The organism is Paraburkholderia rhynchosiae (assembly GCF_002879865.1).
GTDB lineage: Bacteria > Pseudomonadota > Gammaproteobacteria > Burkholderiales > Burkholderiaceae > Paraburkholderia > Paraburkholderia rhynchosiae.
In genome coordinates this window covers 143,662-164,752 of record NZ_PNXY01000013.1, presented here as the reverse complement: position 1 = coordinate 164,752, position 21,091 = coordinate 143,662, and the positions used below count along the sequence as shown (strand labels likewise).

The 21,091-nt window shown below is 62.2% G+C and carries 24 protein-coding genes; 9 read left to right on the top strand and 15 right to left on the bottom strand.

Annotated elements, in window-relative coordinates; all coding sequences use genetic code 11:
- Positions 1-19 precede the first annotated feature (19 nt).
- Together C0Z16_RS19600 and C0Z16_RS37445 are read right to left on the bottom strand one after the other, a co-directional pair.
- Positions 20-328 (bottom strand): hypothetical protein, encoded by a 309-nt coding sequence (locus C0Z16_RS19600; protein WP_102633771.1) that lies wholly within the window; start codon positions 326-328, stop codon positions 20-22.
- 336 nt (positions 329-664) lie between these two features.
- Entirely contained in the window at positions 665-880 is a 216-nt protein-coding gene (locus C0Z16_RS37445; RefSeq protein WP_146014324.1) for a hypothetical protein, read from the bottom strand.
- Positions 881-964: 84 nt separating this feature from the next.
- On the opposite strand from C0Z16_RS37445, the gene C0Z16_RS19595 reads away from it, so the two are divergent.
- Positions 965-1,291, top strand: coding sequence for an H-NS histone family protein (locus C0Z16_RS19595; RefSeq protein WP_102633770.1), 327 nt, complete (start codon positions 965-967; stop codon positions 1,289-1,291).
- A 31-nt stretch (positions 1,292-1,322) separates the two neighbouring features.
- On the opposite strand, the gene C0Z16_RS19590 is transcribed toward C0Z16_RS19595, so the two are convergent.
- The 3 genes from C0Z16_RS19590 to C0Z16_RS37795 form a co-directional block, all read right to left on the bottom strand.
- Positions 1,323-1,844, bottom strand: a complete 522-nt coding sequence (locus tag C0Z16_RS19590; RefSeq protein ID WP_102633769.1) for an arsenate reductase ArsC — start codon at positions 1,842-1,844, stop codon at positions 1,323-1,325.
- A 192-nt stretch (positions 1,845-2,036) separates the two neighbouring features.
- Positions 2,037-2,723: a J domain-containing protein gene (locus tag C0Z16_RS19585; protein WP_102633768.1), complete on the bottom strand. Its 687-nt coding sequence runs from the start codon at positions 2,721-2,723 to the stop codon at positions 2,037-2,039.
- A complete protein-coding gene (locus tag C0Z16_RS37795; RefSeq protein WP_158244501.1) occupies positions 2,707-2,883 on the bottom strand; it encodes a hypothetical protein in 177 nt (58 codons plus the stop codon). Before C0Z16_RS37795 ends, C0Z16_RS19585 begins: the two co-directional genes overlap by 17 nt.
- 305 nt (positions 2,884-3,188) lie before the next feature.
- Between C0Z16_RS37795 and C0Z16_RS19580 the strand changes: the two genes are divergently transcribed.
- The 5 genes from C0Z16_RS19580 (at position 3,189) to C0Z16_RS19560 (ending at position 7,748) form a co-directional block, all read left to right on the top strand.
- The gene (locus tag C0Z16_RS19580; protein ID WP_102633767.1) at positions 3,189-3,848 is read left to right on the top strand and encodes an NADPH-dependent FMN reductase; all 660 of its coding nucleotides are present in this window, start codon (positions 3,189-3,191) and stop codon (positions 3,846-3,848) included.
- Positions 3,849-4,185: 337 nt separating this feature from the next.
- Positions 4,186-4,401, top strand: coding sequence for a transcriptional regulator (locus tag C0Z16_RS19575; protein ID WP_102633766.1), 216 nt, complete (start codon positions 4,186-4,188; stop codon positions 4,399-4,401).
- Positions 4,402-4,498: 97 nt separating this feature from the next.
- Positions 4,499-5,419 (top strand): aminomethyltransferase, encoded by a 921-nt coding sequence (locus C0Z16_RS19570; protein WP_102633765.1) that lies wholly within the window; start codon positions 4,499-4,501, stop codon positions 5,417-5,419.
- A gap of 12 nt (positions 5,420-5,431) precedes the next feature.
- The gene (gene iaaH, locus C0Z16_RS19565) at positions 5,432-6,886 is read left to right on the top strand and encodes an indoleacetamide hydrolase (protein ID WP_102633764.1); all 1,455 of its coding nucleotides are present in this window, start codon (positions 5,432-5,434) and stop codon (positions 6,884-6,886) included.
- A 13-nt stretch (positions 6,887-6,899) separates the two neighbouring features.
- Positions 6,900-7,748: a CDP-diacylglycerol diphosphatase gene (locus tag C0Z16_RS19560; RefSeq protein ID WP_102633763.1), complete on the top strand. Its 849-nt coding sequence runs from the start codon at positions 6,900-6,902 to the stop codon at positions 7,746-7,748.
- Between the two features lie 175 nt (positions 7,749-7,923).
- Here the strand turns inward: C0Z16_RS19560 and hpnK are convergent, their stop codons facing one another.
- The 3 genes from hpnK to C0Z16_RS19545 are packed head-to-tail and all read right to left on the bottom strand — an operon-like array spanning position 7,924 to position 10,519.
- On the bottom strand, positions 7,924-8,793 hold the full coding sequence (hpnK, locus tag C0Z16_RS19555; protein WP_102633762.1) for a hopanoid biosynthesis-associated protein HpnK: 870 nt from the start codon (positions 8,791-8,793) through the stop codon (positions 7,924-7,926).
- Positions 8,783-10,144, bottom strand: a complete 1,362-nt coding sequence (gene hpnI / locus C0Z16_RS19550) for a bacteriohopanetetrol glucosamine biosynthesis glycosyltransferase HpnI (RefSeq protein WP_102633761.1) — start codon at positions 10,142-10,144, stop codon at positions 8,783-8,785. Before hpnI (C0Z16_RS19550) ends, hpnK begins: the two co-directional genes overlap by 11 nt.
- A gap of 12 nt (positions 10,145-10,156) precedes the next feature.
- Complete coding sequence (locus tag C0Z16_RS19545) at positions 10,157-10,519, bottom strand: hypothetical protein (protein WP_102633760.1); 363 nt, start codon at positions 10,517-10,519, stop codon at positions 10,157-10,159.
- A 355-nt stretch (positions 10,520-10,874) separates the two neighbouring features.
- Here C0Z16_RS19545 and C0Z16_RS19535 point away from each other — a divergent pair, with 355 nt between their 5' ends.
- Both C0Z16_RS19535 and C0Z16_RS19530 read left to right on the top strand, forming a co-directional pair.
- Entirely contained in the window at positions 10,875-11,534 is a 660-nt protein-coding gene (locus C0Z16_RS19535; protein WP_102633758.1) for a response regulator, read from the top strand.
- Positions 11,535-12,983: an ATP-binding protein gene (locus C0Z16_RS19530; RefSeq protein ID WP_102633757.1), complete on the top strand. Its 1,449-nt coding sequence runs from the start codon at positions 11,535-11,537 to the stop codon at positions 12,981-12,983.
- Here C0Z16_RS19530 and C0Z16_RS19525 read toward each other — a convergent pair.
- The 4 genes from C0Z16_RS19525 to C0Z16_RS19510 all read right to left on the bottom strand — a co-directional run bounded on the left by C0Z16_RS19525 (position 12,980) and on the right by C0Z16_RS19510 (position 17,708).
- On the bottom strand, positions 12,980-14,041 hold the full coding sequence (locus tag C0Z16_RS19525) for a flippase-like domain-containing protein (protein ID WP_102633756.1): 1,062 nt from the start codon (positions 14,039-14,041) through the stop codon (positions 12,980-12,982). The two genes, C0Z16_RS19530 and C0Z16_RS19525, sit on opposite strands and share 4 nt — an antisense overlap.
- Before the next feature lie 99 nt (positions 14,042-14,140).
- Positions 14,141-15,301, bottom strand: coding sequence for a bacteriohopanetetrol glucosamine biosynthesis glycosyltransferase HpnI (hpnI, locus tag C0Z16_RS19520; protein ID WP_102633755.1), 1,161 nt, complete (start codon positions 15,299-15,301; stop codon positions 14,141-14,143).
- Positions 15,298-16,719 carry a hopanoid biosynthesis associated radical SAM protein HpnJ gene (gene hpnJ, locus C0Z16_RS19515; RefSeq protein WP_102633754.1) on the bottom strand — a complete coding sequence of 474 codons (1,422 nt, stop codon included), beginning with the start codon at positions 16,717-16,719 and terminating at the stop codon, positions 15,298-15,300. Before hpnJ ends, hpnI (C0Z16_RS19520) begins: the two co-directional genes overlap by 4 nt.
- Positions 16,720-16,997: 278 nt before the next feature.
- The gene (locus C0Z16_RS19510) at positions 16,998-17,708 is read right to left on the bottom strand and encodes an FkbM family methyltransferase (RefSeq protein ID WP_102633753.1); all 711 of its coding nucleotides are present in this window, start codon (positions 17,706-17,708) and stop codon (positions 16,998-17,000) included.
- Positions 17,709-18,045: 337 nt separating this feature from the next.
- On the opposite strand from C0Z16_RS19510, the gene C0Z16_RS19505 reads away from it, so the two are divergent.
- Positions 18,046-19,449: a GGDEF domain-containing protein gene (locus tag C0Z16_RS19505; RefSeq protein WP_102633752.1), complete on the top strand. Its 1,404-nt coding sequence runs from the start codon at positions 18,046-18,048 to the stop codon at positions 19,447-19,449.
- Positions 19,450-19,571: 122 nt separating this feature from the next.
- Here C0Z16_RS19505 and C0Z16_RS19500 read toward each other — a convergent pair whose 3' ends face one another.
- The 3 genes from C0Z16_RS19500 to C0Z16_RS19490 form a co-directional block, all read right to left on the bottom strand.
- Positions 19,572-19,946 carry a hypothetical protein gene (locus C0Z16_RS19500; protein ID WP_244201282.1) on the bottom strand — a complete coding sequence of 125 codons (375 nt, stop codon included), beginning with the start codon at positions 19,944-19,946 and terminating at the stop codon, positions 19,572-19,574.
- A gap of 80 nt (positions 19,947-20,026) precedes the next feature.
- Positions 20,027-20,728 (bottom strand): RNA polymerase sigma factor, encoded by a 702-nt coding sequence (locus tag C0Z16_RS19495; RefSeq protein ID WP_102633750.1) that lies wholly within the window; start codon positions 20,726-20,728, stop codon positions 20,027-20,029.
- Between the two features lie 13 nt (positions 20,729-20,741).
- A complete protein-coding gene (locus tag C0Z16_RS19490) occupies positions 20,742-21,086 on the bottom strand; it encodes a cupredoxin domain-containing protein (RefSeq protein WP_175130696.1) in 345 nt (114 codons plus the stop codon).
- Positions 21,087-21,091: the final 5 nt, after the last annotated feature.

Sequence of the window (21,091 nt, the reverse complement as noted above, 5' to 3'; positions counted from 1 at the left end):
GCCTTCACATGAGCCACTCTTACCGGCCGAAGTAAATCCTGCATTGCGGTCCGGCGGAGCAAGGCATATTTTGCCGGCTTCCCGATTCCGACCGCCCTGCCGCCGCTCCGCCATACGAGACATCCTGCGCCGATTGCGAGCCCGGCGTGGCGGGCTCGCCCAACGACATGTCGGTGGTGGCTTGCGCCGATTCATTGGCATGCTGCATCAGCCTGTGACCGGCGGACGTGCCGGCAGCCGGTTGAGTCATCGTATCGTCAGCGCTCGCTGCTCGCGGCGCGAGGAACAGAACCGCGCTCGCGACGGCCATCAATAAAGGTAGTTTCATGTCCACACTCCTTAAATCCGGCGCAGCAGTGTCCTCCCTCCTGAAGAATCGATCCGTCCGAAAAAGCCAGATAGCCCAATCCGGGCCGACGGAAGCGCCAACCGTGACGCGAGCCTGCTGCGTTGACTCATTGGATGCAACCTCAGCGAATGCAGCCAATAACGAGTCGCCCGCGCTGTAGCCGTGCCGGATGCATTCACCGCAATCCGGAACCAGACGCCACAAGCTGGAAAACACGGATTGTTCTCTCCGCTATTTCTTTTATAGCTCGGGCGCCGAGGAATTCAAACTCTCGAGCCCGAACTCGCGAACAATACGGCGAGCGGAGCCGGCAATCTACGGATGGCGTTCAAAGGCGAGAAAATCAGTGGAAACGGTGCGTGCATTACGCGCGCAGTGCGTTATGATGCTGACATAACCAGAAGAATCGGCTCCGCGCAAAACACTGGCCGGAGACGGAGCGCGGACATGAGACCAGCCGCCCGAAATCAGTGCATCGTCATCATCGTTTTCCCAATTTCGATCAATAACCTCACCGCGGGCCGGCGCCATTTAAATGGACTCCAAGCTTTCGCGGGATTTCCTCGCAATCTGCATTTGACAGAACGCTGGACGCTTTAGAAGGACGAATATCTTATGGACGAAAGGAAGCGAGATAGCATCATTGCGTATCTCCGCCATCGCATGGAAGAGTTTGGCATCAAACCGGAAGACCTTGCCGCCGTACTGGCAGCCGAACCGGCCGCGCAAAAAAACGCTCGCTACCGCAGCGCAACGGGCGATAGCTGGGACGGCCAGGGGGACATGCCTCAATGGCTCAAGCAGGCAATCAGCGCAGGCCAATCAATCGACCACTTTGAATTATCGGCTCCGCCCGCACCCGCGCCGCAGCCGAAGAAACGCGTGGACTGGAAGAACGACCCGTTCGCAGGAAGTCCGCTCGCGCGCTCGGGCGATCGTTGAGCCGCTAGCGCATAAGCGCTATCGCCGTACGTCACAGGTTGGGTAAATTGGCTGGCGCACGAGTGCATGCGTCGTGCAGCGGCGTTGCTCGCGCCGGCACTGCAGCGGGCACTGCATATTTCGGTGAATCAATAAACGCGCTCAACTGACGCACGATTTGCCAGAACGCCTTTTCGAAAAGACGAACGCGTTCCGCATCTGCCACGCCGTCGGCGAGCGGATCGGCAAAATCCCAGCTACATAGCGCAGGATTCCCCGGAAAGACAGGCGCATGGTTTGCGGCAACGGTTTCATCTAGCGCGACGACGAGATCCATGCGCGGCGCCCATTCACCAGTGAATTCGAGCCAGCTCTTCGGGCACAGCACGCCGAGATCGGAAACGCCGGGCCGCAATTGCGCGACCGCAAGCGGATGAACCCGCAAGGCCGGCTCCGGCCCGGCGCTGAATGCCTCGAACCGGTGTCCGGCCAGTTCGCGCAGCAAAGCTTCGGCCATGATGCTGCGTGCTGAATTCTCGCGGCAGAGAAACAGCACTTTATATTTTTTGGTCACGCTTACCCCGTACTCTGTTTTTCGTTTCTTGTGTATGCGATTGTGCCCGCTCAGTCTTGCGTCCCCGTGACACTACGATGTCTTTATTTTGCGCGCTACGGGAATTTGTACCTGGAGCGGAGCAAAGCCGCGTAATTCTTTCACCGGGCTGTCGGTTGCCTGCCGCAATACGCTCGATCCGGGTGCAGCAAATCAGAATCTCAGGCCATTGAGGAACTGGAACCATAGACCGCCGAGGGCACCGGCTGGGTTGGCTTCGTTTATGGCTTCGTCGTGCTTGCGGTGATTCGCACGCGCGGCGTGTGCGTCGTCTTGTGCGTCGCCATGGGCATCATCACGGGCAGTTTGTTTTTTGTCGGCGCTCGCGGTTGGCGATTCCGCGCTCACGTCCGCAGCCGGACTAGCAGCCGCATTAGCAGCGGCCTCTCGCCGCGACGCCTGCAATGCCGCCACGCTGTCCGCGATTCGTGCGGCGCGGCTCGCCTCGCATTGGCGCCCGAGCAACACGCCGAACAGCACATCGCGGTTATGGCCATCGTCGGCGAAACGCATGGCGAGCGAAACCATTTGGGCGTAGGCCGCTTCGTCAGCCGCACGCGCCGCCGCCTCGCGCTCCGCTTGCGCCTGCTGATGACGCGTGCGCTGCGCTTCCCAATCACGCATCTGCGCGGCGTAGACCGCGTCGTACACCTTGCGCTGGGCGGGATCGGAGAGAATCGCGTACGCGTCCTTGATCTCCTGGAAAGTGGCGCGCGCCACTGCCTCGGCGCCCGCGTTTCGGTCCGGATGCCACTTCATCGCGGCCTTGCGGTAAGCGCGCTTGATCTCATCTTCGGTGGCGTGCATGGGCACGCCGAGCATGTCATAGAGGGTTGCCATTTGCCTGCTCGACCTCGCCTGGAATCGTTTCGCGGACCATCGTAGCACGCGAGAAACGGCTGAATCGTGAAGCGGCATGCGCGTGCGTCGCGCGCAACGCGAAGAAAAAAAGCCCCACCACCAAAGTGGCGAGGCCGAGTCCCATGTCAAGGAGTGTCATGGAGGAGACGCTCCGATCATAGCGTCGCGCCCTCGCCGGCCCAAACAATGGTTCGCCATATGCTTATCCGCACGGCTTCAGTGGCAATGCAGGCGCACGCGAAACAGCCGTCGAGCCGTGTCGAACAGCTCTCGCGCACCCGCCGCCGGCCGCCACACCTCGCGGTTATATCGTTAGAACAAAAAGTCGCTTAGTGCCGGACGCCCCGCTCATTAAGATGACACTTCAAAGTCCGGTTCGCCCGACGCGCCTGCGCGCAGCCCCGCGCCAGAGCGTCAGTGAGCCGCTACAGAAGGAGCATTTCGTTGACCAGTTTCGATCATCACCGCCGGCCGCTCGTCATCGGCATTGGCGGCACGACGCGTGCAGCCTCGTCGACCGAGCGTGCGCTCGGCTTTGCGTTGCGCGGCGCCGAAGCGGCCGGTGCGAACACCCGGCTGTTCGGCGGCACGTTCCTGCATAGCCTGCCGCATTACGCGCCCGAGCACAACGAACGCACCGACGAGCAGCTCGAATTGATCGAAGCCGTGCGCCACGCCGACGCGCTAATTATCGCGACACCCGGCTATCACGGCGGCGTCTCCGGTCTGGTGAAAAACGCGCTCGACACGCTCGAAGAACTGCGCGCCGACGAGCGTCCGTATCTGGATGGCCGCGCGGTCGGCTGCATCGTCACGGCCTACGGCTGGCAGGCCGCGGGCTCGGTGCTGACTTCGCTGCGTTCGATCGTCCACGCATTGCGCGGCTGGCCCACGCCGTTCGGCGCCGGCATCAACACGCTGGAAACGCGCTTCGAGACCAGCGACACCTGTTCGGACGCGAAGGTCGTCGACCAACTCGCCACAGTCGGCCAGCAAGCCGCCCAATTTGCGCTCGCGTTCAACGCGCATCGCGCGGCAAGCCCGAATGCATCTGGCAGCGCTATCCCGCAAGCGCAACCTGCGCGTCTGCTGCACGCGGTCTAAACAAGCCCTCGCCTCGCCCGATGCCGTCGCGCTGCACTCGCGGCCACGGCGCCGTCGCTCGCCGGAACCGTGCGGCACATAACAGACCAATCGCCCGTCACGCGGGATAGTGTGTCCGAACCCAGCGAATAGGCCGTTATCCGGTCTTAGGAAGAACCTTCCGGATACTCGCTGATTTGCATGCGAAGAAAGATTGGTTCACGGGCCCTTCAGTGCGGCCTACGCTTGAGCCTGCCCGCTGACTCATCCGCCGCCTGATGCCAACGCAAACGCGAACGCCTGGCGTTATATGCACCGGCTCCTTGCAACAGATGCGGGCATACTGACTGCCACGACTATGAATTCACATATCCGCTACAAGGGCTACGAAGTCGCACCGGCCGCGCAACTTTTACCCAATGGGCTGTTCGCCGCCAACCTGACCATCGAAAAAGCCAGTGCAAGCCGCCGCCAGGCGTATTGCTTCGACGCGCTCGACTACTTCTTCGACGAAGAACACGCGCTCGCTTACGCGTTCCGCTGGGCACGCATGTGGGTCGATAATCACCAGTGAGGCCGATAAGCGCTGGCGGCCGTGCGTCGCCAGCGTCGCGTTCCGGGCGTTGTGACAGAATAGGCGACACATCGAGTTCGCTCCCTGTACGCTTGCCATGGCCGACACATTGACAGATGTAGCCGAAGACCGCAGCCTGCGCCATTGGACATTCACCGGCCTTGCGCCCGTGAAGATCGGCTCCGGCGCGCACAAGCACATGTTTTGCAGCATGCTGCTCGAAACCCATGATCCCTATAAGCCTGCCGTGATCGACTGGCCGGCGCTGCCGCCCGACGCACTCCAGCGGCTCTGTTCGCTGCCGATCTGGGACATCGCGGTACAAACCGAAGGCCGCGCGTCGATCAACGTCCATACCTACGCCGCGCAATTGAACGACCCGCTGCTGCGCGAAGCCATTACGATGGACGGCGACGAAGAAGCGCGTCACAAGCGTGTGCTCTCCAGGCTGATCGCCGCCTACGGCATCGGGATCGCGCCTGAGCCGTCCTATCCTGCGCCGCGCGACCCCGAATGGGCGTGGATGCGCACCGGCTATAGCGAGTGCATCGACAGTTTCTTCGCGTTCGGCCTGTTTCGCGCGGCGCAGCAGTCGGGGTATTTTCCGGAGGCGCTCGTCGAGACTTTCGAACCCGTGATTCAGGAAGAAGCGCGCCACATTCTTTTTTTCATCAACTGGGTCGCATGGCATCGACGTAACATGCCGCTATGGCGCAGGCCGTGGCATGCACTGCGCGTGGTCGCCATCTGGGCCGTGCTGATCTGGGATCGCGTGGCGATCGCCAGGGGCATCGACGCGAATGGCGTCGCGCGGGATTCGAACTTCCTGCCCGCAAACAGCAGCGTGATCGGTAAAGGGCTGGAAAAGCGCGAGCTCATCGAGCTATGTCTCGCGGAAAACGACCGGCGCATGGGTGGCTACGATGCACGGCTGCTGCGTCCGCGGCTCGTGCCTGCGCTTGCGCGTGTCGCACTGCGCTTCATCAAACGTTCGCGCCGGCCGGACACTGAACGATAAGGAGACGCGACCATGACATGGACCGTCGATGAACAACTCGCGTTGAGCGCAACCGAAGCCGTCGCCGCGATCCAGTCCGGTCGGCTCAACGCAACGGACTACGTCGCCACATTGCTCGCGCGCGCGGGTGCGCTCTCGACACTCAACGCGCTGACGGTGATCGATCTCGACGGCGCACTCGCCGCCGCGCAGCGCCTCGACGCGCTGCCCGCCGGGGCAAAGGCGCAACTGCCGCTTGCCGGCTTGCCGATCGTCGTGAAGGACAACATCAATACCGTGGGGTTGCAGACCTCGGCGGGCACGCCGGCCCTCGAAGGCTTCGTGCCGGCCGCCAATGCGCGGTCGGTGCAGCGGCTCGTCGACGCCGGTGCGATCATTCTCGGCAAGGCGAACATGCACGAGCTCGCGTTCGGTATCACGAGCACGAATCTGGCCGCGCATGCGGGCCCCGTGCGCAATCCCTACGATCCAGCGCTGATGCCGGGCGGATCGTCGGGCGGCACGGCCGTGGCAATTGCCGCGCGCATCGTGCCCACGGGCCTCGGCACCGACACCGGCGGCTCGACCCGCATTCCTGCCGCGCTCACGGGCACCTCGGGCTTTCGTCCGTCCGTGGGCAATGGCGGCGCCGAGCGGCGCTATCACGATCCCGATGCCGTCGTGCCGATCAGCCATACGCGCGATACAGTCGGGCCGATGGCGCGCACCGTCGCCGATATCGCGCTGCTCGACGGCGTGATCACCGGCGACGGTCCGTTGCTCACGGTCTCGCTGACCGGCTTGCGCATCGGCTTGCCCGCGCCGCTGTGGGAAGGTCTCGAACGGCAGGTCGAAGACGTCGCTCGGACCGCATTAAAACGGCTCGAAGCAGCAGGCGTGGTTTTTGTGCCGGTAGCCATGAGCGAGCTTGAACATCTGAACGGCATGGTCGGCGGCCCGATTGCGATCCACGAAGCGCGCGACGATCTGGCCGCCTGGCTCGCCGCCAACCAGGCGCCAGTGCAGACCGTCGCCGAACTGGCGGCCCGCATTGCGAGCCCCGACGTGCGCGCGATCTACGACGAGGTGCTCGCGGGCACGCTCGACTCGCGTTATGAGGCGGCGCTCAATCACTGGCGGCCGCTTTTGCAGGCCTACATCGCCGCGACTTTTGCCGACGAACGTGTCGACGCGCTACTGTTCCCGACCACGCGGCTCGCCGCCGTGCCGATCGACGATATCAACGGTTCGTCGACGGTATCCATCGATGGCGCGCCGTCGATCGACACCATGGAGGCTTTCCTGCGCAACACCGATCCAGCCAGCACGTCGGGCATTCCGGGACTCTCCTTGCCGGCCGGGATGAGCGCGCAAGGTTTGCCCGTCGGCCTCGAACTGGATGGACCGCTTGGCAGCGACAGGCGGCTGCTCGCGATCGGCGTGGCGTTCGAACAATTACTCGGCGCTTTGCCGCCACCCGTGCTCTAACTCCGATTAAAAGATGCCGTTAAGAAAAGCCTTGCACCGCCCGTCGACCAAGACACTTACCAATACGTATTCGCTTTCCGAATCTCATCACCGCGCGCGACTGTACAACGGCGCGCGTTACGCCCGCCGAGTAGCCGCGGCACTGGCGATTGCGCTCGCCGCTGCAGGATGCGCACGCCTTGCCGGTGTCGATTCGAACGCGTTGTGGAAAATCGTCGAGTTGCGCTGCGTGCCGTCGCAACAGGCGACCGGCACGCCGGGCCAATGCACGGCTGTCGATCTCGACAAACACTATGCAATCCTGAAGGATATCGTCGGACGCTCGCAGTATCTGCTGATTCCGACAGATCGCATCAGCGGTATCGAAAGTCCGCTCGTGCTGGCGCCGCACGCGCAAAACTATTGGACCGACGCGTGGGCCGCGCGGACTTACGTCAATCAATCGGTCAAACGAACGCTGCCGGATAATCAATTGGGGCTCGAAATCAACTCGCAATATCGCCGCTCGCAGAACCAGTTGCATATTCACATCGACTGCATGCGAAGCGATATCACGGACGCGCTCGCGCGTCATGCGAAAGACGCGCCCGGTGAGTGGCATTGGGACACGCTAAACAGCAGCCGTTACCGGATCATGCGCGTCACCGCACTGACCAGCGCGAGCGATCCATTTCGCCTCGTTTCGCGCGATAACCCGGGCTCAGATGCGATGGCCATGCAAACGATCCTCGTGACGGGCGCGGGACCGTCGGCTGCAAAAGACGGCTGGCTCGTCGTGAATAGCGGCCTCGACGTAGACAACGGCAGCGGCTCAGCCGAAGGCTTGCTCGATCACGCGTGCCATGTTGCCGATGCTTCGTAGCGGTTCGGTTGGTCGTCGCCGTTTAATGCCAGACATGAGGCGGCTATGGCCGCCCTTCGCTTCGAATTCTCCAGTCCCTGGTGCGCACGCTAGTACAAGGCCACCGTGTCAAGTCTCTTGATGCCCGCGCAGGTCACGCAAACAATGCCGAGCCACGTACCGGGCCATCCATCAGTTATCGGCTCAGCACATCGGTGAATCCGCCCAGCTTTGCGCCGAGGCCTCGAATAGCGTGAGCGACGTTCGGCGAGAGCAACGCCTGCAGTTCATCGGCATGCCGATACTCTCGCATACCGCGACTCAATACGCGTTCGCCGGCAACAGCCGGATGGCAGTAAATTTCCCCGACCCCGTCCGCAAGACAAGCGAGCGCTGCAAGCCACGCGGCTTCATCCATGCGGCCGCTGTGGTCGATGCCAACCACATAATCGTTGTGCAGAACGCCCGCGCCGTCGAGCCGCGCCCTCATCTGCGCGACCCACGGTCTCAGCCACAGCGGCGCATTCGCTTCGAACGGCAAACGCATCGCCTTCATGCCGAATTCGCGGCCGATTTCGAGAATCAAACCAAGCACCGTCGGATGTAAATGGAAATGCTTGTGCGTGTTGACATGGTCGAGCGTGAGCCCGGTCTTTGCAAACGCCTCGAACTGTGCGCGAATTTCGCGGGCAAGCTGTTTGCGCACATGCGGTAACAAGAAGAACCGTACGCCGTCGCGCACCATATTGCTGCCGAAGCGGCCATGCTCGTCGAGCAATGCGCCAATGCCGGCACGCGGCAGGACGGGGTCGCCATCCGCGAGCACCAGATGCAGGCCCACGCGCAAGTGCGGCAACGCGCGGGCTCGCGCCACCGCGTCGCTTGCGGCGGGCGCGCCGACCATGAGGCTCGTGGCCGTCAGCACGCCGTCGCAGTGCGCCCGCTCCACCGCCAGATTCACACGCGGATGCAGGCCGAAGTCGTCGGCGGTGACGATCAGCGCACGCGGCCTGGGGGTGGGCAGATCAGCGGCGCGCGGCTCAGCGGCGCGCGGCTTAGCGGCCATCGGATGCCTCCATGACGTCCATCACGCGCAGCCGCTCACGGCGTGCCGCCGAATGTGAACCTTCAACCGGCACACGCGCGCCGCGCCACATCACATGAGAACCGAAAGCGCCGGCGACCCATTGCAATGCGAGCAACGTGTCGCGCAACGGCACGAGCGGCAGATCGCGCCAGAACCCGCGCCCAAACGCGCCCGAGAACGCGCGGCCCAATGCACTCTCCTGACGCGCTGCACGCGCGTGCAGCACGAGACGCGCGGTGAATCCAGCAGCCGTACTCGCCGCGCTCACGAGCGCCGCCCAGCCATGCGGACCACCGTTCCCGCCTGCCGCCAATACGCCTGTGAGCCACACGCCGGCAACGAGCCAGGGCGTCGGAAACGTGATGAACAGAAACGCGAAGCCGAGCGGATTGACCGAACGTATGGTCCGCAGCCAGCGCGTCTCGCGTTGCCATAGCGCGGCAAACGTCGGTTCGATCACGTCGGTGGCGACCATCACTCGCGAGAGCACGGTTCGCAGTCCCAGCGCGCGCACGTGTTCGGCGAGCCAGTAGTCGTCCGCGAGACAGTTTCTCAGGGCCTCGAAACCGCCGATGCGTTGGAGCGTCGCGCGCCGCAAAGCGAGCGTGGCGCCGAAGCCGAAGCGGCGCGAGCCGGCCACATGCGCGACGCGCACCGAAGGTGCGAACCATTCGTTGATGAAGAGCGCGCCCACGCGCGGCCACAAGCCGCCCACGCCCTGCGCCACATAAAGACACGTGACGACGCCCACGCGCGGGTCGGCGAGCGGCGCGGCCACGCTGTCGAGATAATCCGCTTCGACGGCAATATCGCTGTCAGCGATCACGATCACGTCATGGCGCGCGCGCTCGGCCATGTTGATCAGATTGCTGACCTTGAGGTTGCTGCCGTGCACGCGCGTATCGACGGCGAGTTCGATGTCGAGCGCCGGATACGCAGCCTGCAAACGGCGCGCGACAGCGATCGCGGGATCGTCGGGAGAAGACACGCCGAGCACGAGTTGAAAATGCCCGTGACGCTGCTCGCAAAACGTCCGAAGGTTTTCATAGAGACGCGGCTCGGCGCCGCAAAGCGGCTTGAGCACAGTCACGCCGGCATGCGCGAACGGATACAGCGAAACCGAGCCTGCCGCGTCGATGTCCGCGCGGTGCACGAGACCCGCGGGATCGACCGCGCGGACGGTTTGTGCAAGATGCGCAAAGCGCGAAACAGCATCGCGGCGCAGCGTGAAGAACGGCATTGCCACCGCGGCCGTCGTCACATACAGCGACGCGCCGATGCAGCCGGCCAGCAGAATCCATTGGCATACGGTCAATGCATGCGCAGTCATTCACGGGTTCCGTCAGTGCACGGTCAGAATGAACGGTTTGCCCGTCAGACGCAGATGAAGAATGACGAGCCACAGCCGCGGGCAATTCGACGCGAGGGCGACAGGCCTTGCGTACTCGCCGGCAATACGGCCCGCAACGCTCACATGACGGCCTTCGACGGCAAGCTCAAACGCGGCGTGCGCGAACTGGCGCGTGACAATCACGCCACTTGCCATGACGGCGAGTGCGATCAGGCGAAAAGCTGCGGAGACGAACAGGTACTGCGCGCCGGGCACCAGAAGCGCCGTCGCGCATGCGAGCACGTCCGCGGCGAGAGCCGTGAGCGAGGCCACCATCAGGTGAGCGCGCAGCATATCGACGGTGACTGGCTTCATGGCGAGGTCTCGTGGCCGGATGAAAGCATTGCGCGGGTCGGCGCACGCAATTGACGCCTAACATTCGCGTCAATCTTCAGCGCAAAGGAAAACTGAACGCGGCCGCCGCGCATTTCACCGATGTCGTTACGATTGCGTTTCGACGGACCGACAACGAAACGCGGCGCCGCGCGTTCATGTCACCGACGGCAGAAAGCTGTTGGGCGATAGTATCGGGCCAAGCTGAAGGAAACCTTAAGCAAAAAGCGGTATAAAGCAGTTAATGAACAGCATGGTCAAACTTCGACGTTGCGGCTTGGTACGCCGCGGTATGCCTGCTGCAACGCTTAAAAGCATCCAACGGAATTTATGCCTCATGCGTGTACTCCTCGTAGAAGACGACGACCTGATCGGCTGCGGTATCGAAGCAGGTTTGCGTCAAGCGGGTTTCACTGTCGACTGGGCGCGCGACGGTCACAAGGCCAGTCTTGCGCTCGACACCACCAGCTATGAGCTGGTGCTGCTCGATCTTGGGCTGCCGCGCGTGCCGGGCATGGACCTGCTCAAACGGCTGCGCGACGCCGGCAAGGACGTGCCGGTGCTCGTGCTGACGGCGCGCGGCACCGTGGTCGACCGCGTCGGCGGTCTCGAAGCGGGCGCCGACGATTATCTCGGCAAGCCCTTCGACCTGACCGAACTGATCGCCCGTTGCCGTGCCTTGCTGCGTCGCGCGCAAGGCCGCAGCGTCGAAGTCATCCGCTATCAGGACCTGTCGGTCAATCCGGTGGCGCAAACGGTTGAAGTCGCCGGCACACGCGTGTCCCTCACGTCGCGCGAATGGGCAATCCTCATGCAATTGCTGGCCAACCAGGGCATTCCTCAGTCCCGCTCGCGTCTTGAAGAGAGCCTGTATGGATGGCAGGAAGAAATCGAAAGCAATGCAATCGAGGTGCATGTCTCGAACCTGCGCAAGAAGCTCGGCGCAAAGCTGATCCGCACCGTGCGCAATATCGGCTACGTGGTGGAGAAAGAGTAAATGGGCGCATCCATTCGCCGGCGCCTCATGCTGCTCGTGCTCGGCAGCATCGCGCTGGTCTGGGCAATCGCGCTCGCGTCGAGCTATCGTCAGGCCACGCGCGAAGTCGCGGAATGGGAAGAGGCACGCCTTACCGAACTCGCACAGATGCTCGCGCTGCTCGATCAGTCGAATCTTGCCACGCTCGCCAATGCGCGCATCGATGTGCGCGAGGAAGAGAGAGGCGGCGAAACGGGCGCGAACAACAGCGATGACGACGACTCACTGCCGCGCGACGCGTTGTTCCAGGTGCGCGCGCGCAACGGTCAGGTGATTGCGGGCAGCCCGCCCTTGCATGCGCTCAACGCATGGGACCTGCCGCTGCCGCCCCTCACGGGGGCACAAGACGTCATGCTGGGCGGGCAGATTTACCACTCGTTCACGCTGCGCGATACCGCGTTAGGCCACACGGTACGCGTGTTCGAGCCGGCCAATACACGCAGCGATCTGGTAAGCGGCGTCGCGAGCGGCATCGCGCGCCCTGCGCTGATCGCGCTGCCGGTGCTCGCGCTGCTGGTCTGGTCGAGCATCGGCTGGAGTCTTGCGCCGCTGCGCACGCTCTCCGAGGCGATCCGTTCGCGCGACATCAACCGCCTCGAGCCTGTCGACATTGGCCGCGCGCCGACCGAAGTACGGCCGCTCGTCGATGCGATCAACCTGCTGCTGTCGCGCCTGCTGCATTCGCTCGAACGAGAACGCGCCTTTACCGCCGACGCGGCCCACGAACTGAAGACGCCGCTCGCCGCGATCAAGGTCCAGGCGCAAGTCGCGCTAGCTGAACCGGATGCCGCGCGGCAACGGCTGGCGATGGAGCGCGTCGTGCAAGGCGTGGATCGCAGCGCGCGGCTTGCCGAGCAGTTGCTGCTGCTCGCGCGGCTGGACATGCACGAGAAAATGTCGACCGCGCCGCTCGCGCCCGGCGCCGCCGCGAAGAGCGCATTGCTGGCGAATGCGGGCAACGCCCAGCAAAAAAACATCCGCGTGACGCTGAATTGCGATATGCGTGCGGAGATAGACGCCGAGCCAGTGCTCATCGGCATCCTGTTCGACAATCTGCTGGATAACGCCATCAAGTATGGGAGTGAAGGCGGCAGCATCGAGGTCGCGGTGCAGCGCCTCGAAAACCCTGAGAAAGACCCGGCGCACGAGCGCGTTCTGGTAAGCGTGCGCGACGACGGCCCCGGCGTTGAGCCGGCCGACCTGGCTCGTCTGGCGAATCGTTTTTTCCGCGCGACCGGCAATCAGGCGACCGGCAGCGGCCTGGGCCTGTCGATTGTCGTGCGCATCGCCGAACATTTCGGCGGAAGCGTGCATTTCGATAGCGGCCTCGGCAAGCGCGGCCTCACGGTGGAGGTGTCGTTTCCCGCTTACGCGGCCGCCCCTGATGAACGGTTGCAGCCGGCTGCCTAGCGGCGGTTCGTTTCACTGGCGACGCTGCCTTCCGCGAGTTGCGCCGGCCCCGAGTGACGACCTGAGCGTCGCGTTGAATGTTGCGCGGGCGCACGGTTGGACGCCTCCGCGAACTGCCACGCGATCAGCCCCGGCACGAACATCAGCAGATCGCGAATCCGCCGTGCGCCGGCAAGCGCGAGACATGTCGATGGATCGAGGCCCAGAGCGCCTCCAATCAGGACGAAGCCGCCCTCCTGCACGCCGAGACCGCCCGGTACGAAGAACGCCGCGCTGCTGATTGCCTGGATCAACGACTCGATCACCACGGCTTCGACAAGCGTGACCGGCGTGCCGAGAAAATACAGTGCGAGCCAGATTTCCAATGAGGTCAGAAAGCACTGCAGCGGCTGCCAGAAGAAGAGATAGCGCAGCACCACGCCGCGGCGCCGCCAGATCAGCTTGATGGCCTGATCGATCTGCGCCGATTGTCCGACGAGCGCCGCAAGCTTGCCGCTCGTCACGCGATTGAGCACCCGCGTCATGCGCTCAAACGGACTCGCATGCTGCACCAGCGCAAACACTACGAGAAGCGGCGTCAGCACGACCACGCCCCACGCCAGTTGCCCGGCGAGCCGCAGCGTGCCCGAGTGCGCATGCGCGAACAGAAAGCCGATGCCGACCATCGTGAAGAGCAACTGGCTGATGACTGTGAGCTGCATGTCGGCGATGATGCTGCCCACCGCCGTCGACGGCCGTACGCCCCAGCGTTTGAGCATGCGAAACGACACCACTTCGCCGCCAATACGCGCGACCGGCAGCATGCTATTGACGGATTCTCGCACCCACACCAGATGCAGCATGTTGAGGATGCCCGGCCGGTTCGCACCGCGAATCAGCGAGCGCCAGTCGCAAGCATTGGCGAGCATCGGCAGCAGATGCACGAGCGCCGCGAGCGCGAGACCCGCGCCGGCGGCACGCAACGCGCCGAGCACTGCACCCGGGTTGTCGTGCCAGACGAGCCATAGCGAAGCCAGCAGACCCGCCAGCGCGGCCACGCGGCCTAGATGCTTCATCATGCGGACACCTCGTGCAGGCGTGCCGCATACGCACATTGCCGTTCATCCTTCGGTTCGACGAAACTGCGGATCATTGCTGCATTAACCTGACATTCATCGTTACTCGTCTTGCGCGGCCGACAACAGGCCCTCGCCATCCACGTTGAAGCTGAAGCCGCGCCAGGTCACGCGCGAGGAACAGAAACTCGCGACGAAAATCGCAAATGACACGATATCCCAAAACGGCAGCAGCCACAGGCCGCCATGCATCTGTCGCAACGCGCGGTCGGCGCGCAGCTTCAGCGCAAAGCGCGCGCAGACCGCGAGCGCCGCAATGAGCCATGCCCACCACGCGCCGCCAGAAAACGCCGCCGCGAGCAGCGCAAACGCGAGTGGATGCATCAGCGCAGAGCCCAGATGACCGAGCGGATCGATGCTACGGATCGTGCGGCTCCAGCGCAGTTCGTGCGCGAACAATTGCGTCGCGGTGCGTTCGACACAGGCATGCGCGATCGCAAACGGCGGGATCGCCACTTGTTCGCCGCTCGCGCGCACCGCTTCGCCTATCGCGTGGTCTTCGGCGAGATAGCGCACAAACGGCATGAAGCCGCCGATCTTTTCTAGCGTGCGGCGCCGCATCGCAATCGTCTGTCCGAAGCATGGCTGCGCAAGACCGAGCGCGAGACCGGTGACGACGCCCGGCAAAAACTGATAGTTGGTCGCCTTTGCAGAGAGCCGCGGCCAGAAGCCGGGTTCGGCCTGCCCGCGATACACGCAGGTCACGAGCCCCACACCGGGCCTCTGCAATTCGCCGACGATATTGCGCAGATAGTCGGGACCGACGCTCACGTCGCTATCGGCAAAGACCAGTACGTCGTGCCGCGCTTGCGGCAGCATATTGATGATGTTGCTGATCTTGCGGTTTGGGCCGTACAGGCGCGCGTCGGCGACCACCGTAATGTCCGCTGCCGGATGCAGGTGCCGTAATTCGTCGACGGCCTGCAACGCCGCGTCCGCGGGGTCATGTACGCCAAACAGGAACTGCACGTCGCCCACGTAGCGCTGCGTGCAGAAGCTCGACAGATTATCGAGTAGCGCCCGCTCGTTGCCGTGCAACGGCTTGACAATGGTGACGGGCGGAAAGCTCAACGGCTCGGCCACCGCTCGCGCGAAGAACCGCCCGATCAGCACGCTCGCCAGCATCGTATAACCGATACCGAACAGCGCGCACGCCGCGCACGCATAGGCCGGCGCGGCAGCGAGCCAATGCGCGGCGCTCACGCCTCGTGAGCGCGCAGGAACCGGAAGAACTCGACGCCTTCGCGCAGACGCCGTTTCATCATGTCCCAGCTCGTCAACATTTCGCGCAGGATCTCCCAGATTTTCGACGGACGGAAATAGAAGCGTTTATAGAAGTTTTCTAGCTGGTGATAAATCTCGTCACGCGACAGATGCGGATAACCGATTGCCGCAAGCTGCACGCCTTCCTTGCTGACGAGGTTGATCACCTTGTTCTCTTCGAGCCAGCCGTTTTCGACCGCCTGGTTGTAGAGCGTGGTGCCCGGATACGGCGCCGCAAGCGACACCTGAATGGTGTGCGGATTGATTTCTTTCGCGTATTCGATCGTCTTCTGTATCGTGTCCTGCGTCTCGCCGGGCAAGCCGAGAATGAACGTGCCGTGAATCTTGATGCCGAGCTTGCGACAGTCTTCGCTAAAGCGGCGCGCAATGTCGGTGCGCAGGCCCTTCTTGATGTTCAGCAGGATCTGGTCGTCGCCGGATTCGTAGCCGACCAGCAGAAGACGCAGACCGTTTTCCTTCATGATCTTCAGCGTCGAATACGGCACGTTCGCTTTCGCGTTGCACGACCACGTCACGCCGAGCTTGCCGAGTCCGCGGGCAATTTCTTCGACGCGCGGCTTGAAGTCGGTGAAGGTATCGTCGTCGAACATGATCTCCTTGACTTCGGGCATGTTGTCGCGAATCCACTTCACTTCTTCCAGTACGTTCTCCACCGAACGCGTGCGGTAGCGATGCCCGCCCACCGTCTGCGGCCACAGGCAGAAGGTGCACTTCGAGCGGCAGCCGCGTCCCGTGTAGATCGACACATACGGATGCTTCAGGTAGCCGATGAAGTAGTTGTCGATGTTCAGATCGCGTTTGTAGACGGGCGCGACAAAGGGCAACTCGTCCATGTTCTCGAGAATCGGGCGCGCTTCGTTGTGCTCGATCGAACCGTCGGCCGCGCGATAACTGAGGCCCTTGATTTGCGCGAACGGTTTGCCCTCGGCCACTTCCTGACACGTGAAGTCGAACTCTTCACGGCAAACGAAGTCGATCGCCTCGCTCGCGATCAACGAATTGTGCGGGTCCACGGCAACCTTCGCGCCGACCATACCGACGAGCACCGACGGCTTGCGCTTTTTCAGGTCTTCCGCGAAAAGCGCGTCGGTGGGAAAGGACGGCGTGCTGGTGTGGATGATCACCAGGTCGTATTGCTGTGCGATATCGAGCGACGCTTCGACGGACAAGCCGTCGGCAGGCGCGTCGAGCACACGGCTACCGGGAACGAGCGCGGCGGGTTGCGCGAGCCACGTCGGATACCAGAACGAGCGGACTTCACGCTTCGCCTGATAACGCGAGCCTGCACCACCATCGAAGCCGTCGTACGACGGCGCCTGCAAGAACAGAGTTTTCATGGATGCTCCAGCAAGCCTTGAACGGGCGCTTTCGGTTTTCTGTCGGAAAACTTTCGGAACTGGAACTCGCGGGATCGCGAGCACGACGGCAAGATTCGCGCAGATGGTACGGAGCAAACCTGAAGGAAACCTTAAGCGGAATGGCGCGCGGCGTTGCATGGAGGCGTGGAGGATTGAACCGTTGCTACCGGTCTTCCCGCCGGCTGGATTCTTGAAGCGCATCACATGGTGAAACTGGATTGACTGGAGGGATACTGTTCTTGCGCACGGATTCGCGCTTATAGCTGGTATCTGAATATATTCGACTTATCGACCCTGAAAATCAGGGATAGATGTGTCCAACTGACCAACCGATAACCGCGCTTCTCGAGATAATCATATGTTCTGGAACGCATCACATCCCGCATGGAAACCGACGACGACTCGACGATGATGATCTTCGGCTTGTATTTTTCAATATCGATCGACGTTAGCACCTGATAGTCGTGACCTTCCGCGTCAATTGAAAGCAGATCGATCTCGCGATCGGAGTAGCAGCTATGCTCCAGGACATCGTCTAACGTCGCAGTCTCCACACTGCGGACCGACGTTGGCGCCTGGGTTTCAGCGGCAGCCACTTCCGGATCCAAAGTGGAGGTCAGCCCATAATCCGAAAAATTGTAGACGTCTTTCACGGCCTTCTCGCTGGAAATGGCCGCGCACACGTTCGTGTCCGAAGCTCGCGCGAGCCTGAACGCTTCGATCTTTACTGGATCCATGTCGATATTAATGCCCCGCCACCCGCGCTTATACAATGCATAAGTGTTGGAAAACTTGATGGGATGGTATGCACCGACATCCACATAAACCCCTTTGGTGCACGTTGGACTGATTATCTCGCGCAGTACGGCATCTTCGCCAAACTGCGAGTAGTACAAGCGCGCGCCCCTGGTTAGCCAGGTTTTGCGCACCAGCCAGAGAAAATGCCCCAAACTCTTAAGAGAACCCATAATAGTTCGCGCCTTGAAATCGATATCATGGCGGTAGACTAAACAACATCGAGCGATTTTCAAGGACAATTTGTAAACATGTCTGGCCTGCCCACTACCGCATATCGATGTATTGGGCATGCAGCCGGCATCCTTATGTAGCCGCGATCAGACGATCGCCGGCATTTTCCTTGTCAGATGAAATCTGACGCTTATACTTCCCATGGTCTGAAGATATTCCCCGGCGCGGTGTGTCCAGCTCGGCATGACCGCATGATCCGGCGTCCCGGTTGGCCCGGTTCACGGGGCAGTCGCGCGACGATCAGAAAATCACAGCAATATTGTCGGAGACCGGCGTATGAGCACGACTTTTTCGATCGAAGAGCCGCCCCGCATCATCGCGGCCCTGACCAGGCTGTACTCGGTTTTTCTGGTCATCGGTTTCGCGCTTGTCCCCGCCTACCTGATTGCTTATCTGGCTTTCTTTCAAGACCCCAGCCTGAAGTTCGAAAATCACATCTTCCACGAAGTCGCGATCGCGGCCGCAACGCTGGAGGGACTGTTTGTCACTTATGTGACATGGCGCTGTTATCTGTCGTCGGGCGAACCGCTGTTGCGGTGGCTGACTTTGGGCTTTCTTGGTTTTGTGCTGGTGTATTTGCCGCACGGCGCGTTCACCGGCATGGCTCATCACAATATCTGGCTCTTCCTGCTCTATGGACCGGCATCGCGCCTCGTGATGTCGGTACTGCTGTTGGCCGGCCTTCTTTCGTATCACCGCGTGCCCGACCCGGTCGACCGGCGTTCGAAACCGCTTCCATGGCTCCTCGCAATCGCCGCATTCGTCGTGATAGATGTGGCCGTTGGAGTCGTCGCGAACTCGCCGATCGCGGGCGATCTCTGGGTACGGCTGTCGATGGAAGGTGGAGCGCTCGTCTTCTCGACACTGAACGTCGTAGCGCTCATGCTCCGTCGCATTCGCTCGCCGCTGATGCTGATCTACGGCATTTCGATCACTTCGTTCGCGCTCGCGTCGCTTGCGTTCATTCTCGGCAAGCCCTGGAATCATATGTGGTGGCTGGCGCATGCGATCTTCGCCGCCGGCTTTTTCGTGCTGAGTTATGGCGTCGTCCAGGCGTTTCGCACCACGCAGTCCTTTTCGGCGATCTACAGTCAGGAAGAACTGATGGCTCGCCTCGCCGAGGCGATGGCACGGACCGAAAGCGCGCTGCAGGAGCTGCAACGCACCAATCACAAGCTTGAGCATCTCGCCTCGACCGATCCCCTGACCGGTGCCGCTAACCGGCGAGAGTTCATTCAACAAGTGGAGGTGGAAATCGCACGTGCGAGGCGAGACGGCGCGCCGTTTTCGCTGCTGGCGCTCGATCTCGACCACTTCAAATTGATCAACGACAACTATGGCCATCAGGTGGGTGACGAGGTGTTGCAGCGATTCGTGCAGAAATGCCTGGATGCGATTCGGCCGTATGACGGCGTGGCGCGCGTCGGCGGTGAAGAGTTCATGGTGCTGCTGCCCAAGGCCGCGCTAGAAGTGGCCCGTTCGATCGCGGAGCGCGTCCGTGGCGCCGTGGCGACCGAGGAGCTTTATACCGGAACGGGGCGGGCCGTCGCCGTTACCGTCAGTGTCGGCATCTCCGAATTCGGCCGCGACGGCGACACGATCGACACTCTCCTGCGCGTCGCCGATGAGCGGCTATATCGGGCCAAGCACAGTGGCCGCAACCGTGTGGTGGCCGCATAGCAACCGGGTGCGCCATCTTTCTACCAGCACCGGCCGCATCATTTTCATCCTGACGTGCGGCACGGGCTTGCGTGGACTTGCGGTCGCCCCCCGTGCCAGGCATCGAACGCGGCAACGCGGGCTCATCCGCGCGACGGCACCCATGTCGCTATCAGCAACAGCACAAACCCCAATACCGCGATGCCGGCGTGGACGACGATCAACCACTTCGGCAGCGCGATCATCTTCCAGTGATAGCCGAGATTCAGCACGGCACCGCCGGCCGCCGCGACCAGGAACAAGGCAAGCGCGACTATCGCCAGCACCGGCAGTCCAATCGTTGCGGCGGCATACGCAAGCAGGGTGATAGCGGAGGCTGCGAGCACACCGTGCAGCATCGCGAGCCACGCCGGAGGATGAGGCCGTCCGGCAAATCGCATACCGGCCATCAGCAGGCCACCGAGTGCGCCAAGCGCGAGCAATACAGTCGCGGTCTTTAGAATCAGGCCGGGTTCCATGATTGAAATCTCCTTCACAATTTCGGTGCTGTAGTCCGTCGGGGCGATACCCTTCGCGACGAACACGGCATCGGACGCCGTCAGCGCCTGGAACCTTCGTTTCCAGCGATTCGGGCCATGACGTTTTGAACAATCCGGTCACAGCGCGCACCAGCGAATTCGAAGAGCTCGCGCTCGGCAAGATCGATGTCTTGCGCCAGCGATTCGCGCAGCAGGCTCTTCGCCCGAAAATGCCGGCTGCGGACCGTAGCCTCGGGAATACCGAGGCATTGCGCGGTTTCTTCGACGCTCATTTCTTCCACCGACCTGAGCACGAATACCATGCGCACAGACTCCGGCAACGTATCCAGCTTTCTCTCGATGAGCGCGCGCATCTCGGCGCGTGCCAGCGCCTTATCCGGAGAAGCAGAATCAGGTAATGGCATGGCGTCCCTTTCAATGTCAGCGGTGTCCGAACTCACCATAGGGATGATGTTCTGCCTGCGGTTCCCACGACGTAACCGGCCGAGACATTCGTTCAGTACCAGCCGCGACAGCCAGGTGGACAAGGTCGCATGCCCACGAAACCGGCTGATGGATCGGTAAGCCGATAGATATGCCTCCTGCAACGCGTCCTCGGCCTCCGCGTCATCGCGCAGTGTCGCGCGTGCCAGACGATACAGGCGCCGGTTGTGTTGCCGCATAAGCAGTTCGAACGCCGAATGGTCGCCTGCGGCAATGCGTGCAGCGATGGACAGGTCATCGTCGCTGGGCGCGGAAGATAGGTAAGTGGTGTTCGTCATTGCGTGCTGCCTCTCATCGCACAGTAACGGAGCCGTGCATCGTCGGGTGGAAGCGGCATCCGTAGGGATATGTGCCGGCCTTACCGGCGACGTAAGACCACGACGCGTCCGCTGCAATGCTCCCCGAGTCGAATGCGTGGTTATCCGCGCTCACCGTATGGGGAAACAGGTCTTTGTTGATCCACACAATGCGATCCCCGCGTTTTACTTTCAGTGTTGCCGGACTGAAGCGCATGTCTTCGACCGCGACGACGTACGTTTGCGGCGCTACAAACGCATGGCCAGCGGATACCAGCATCGCACAGGTGACGACCTTGCACGCCAGCGCGATGCCAGCCGACTGAATGTGAGCCGCCATCAGTT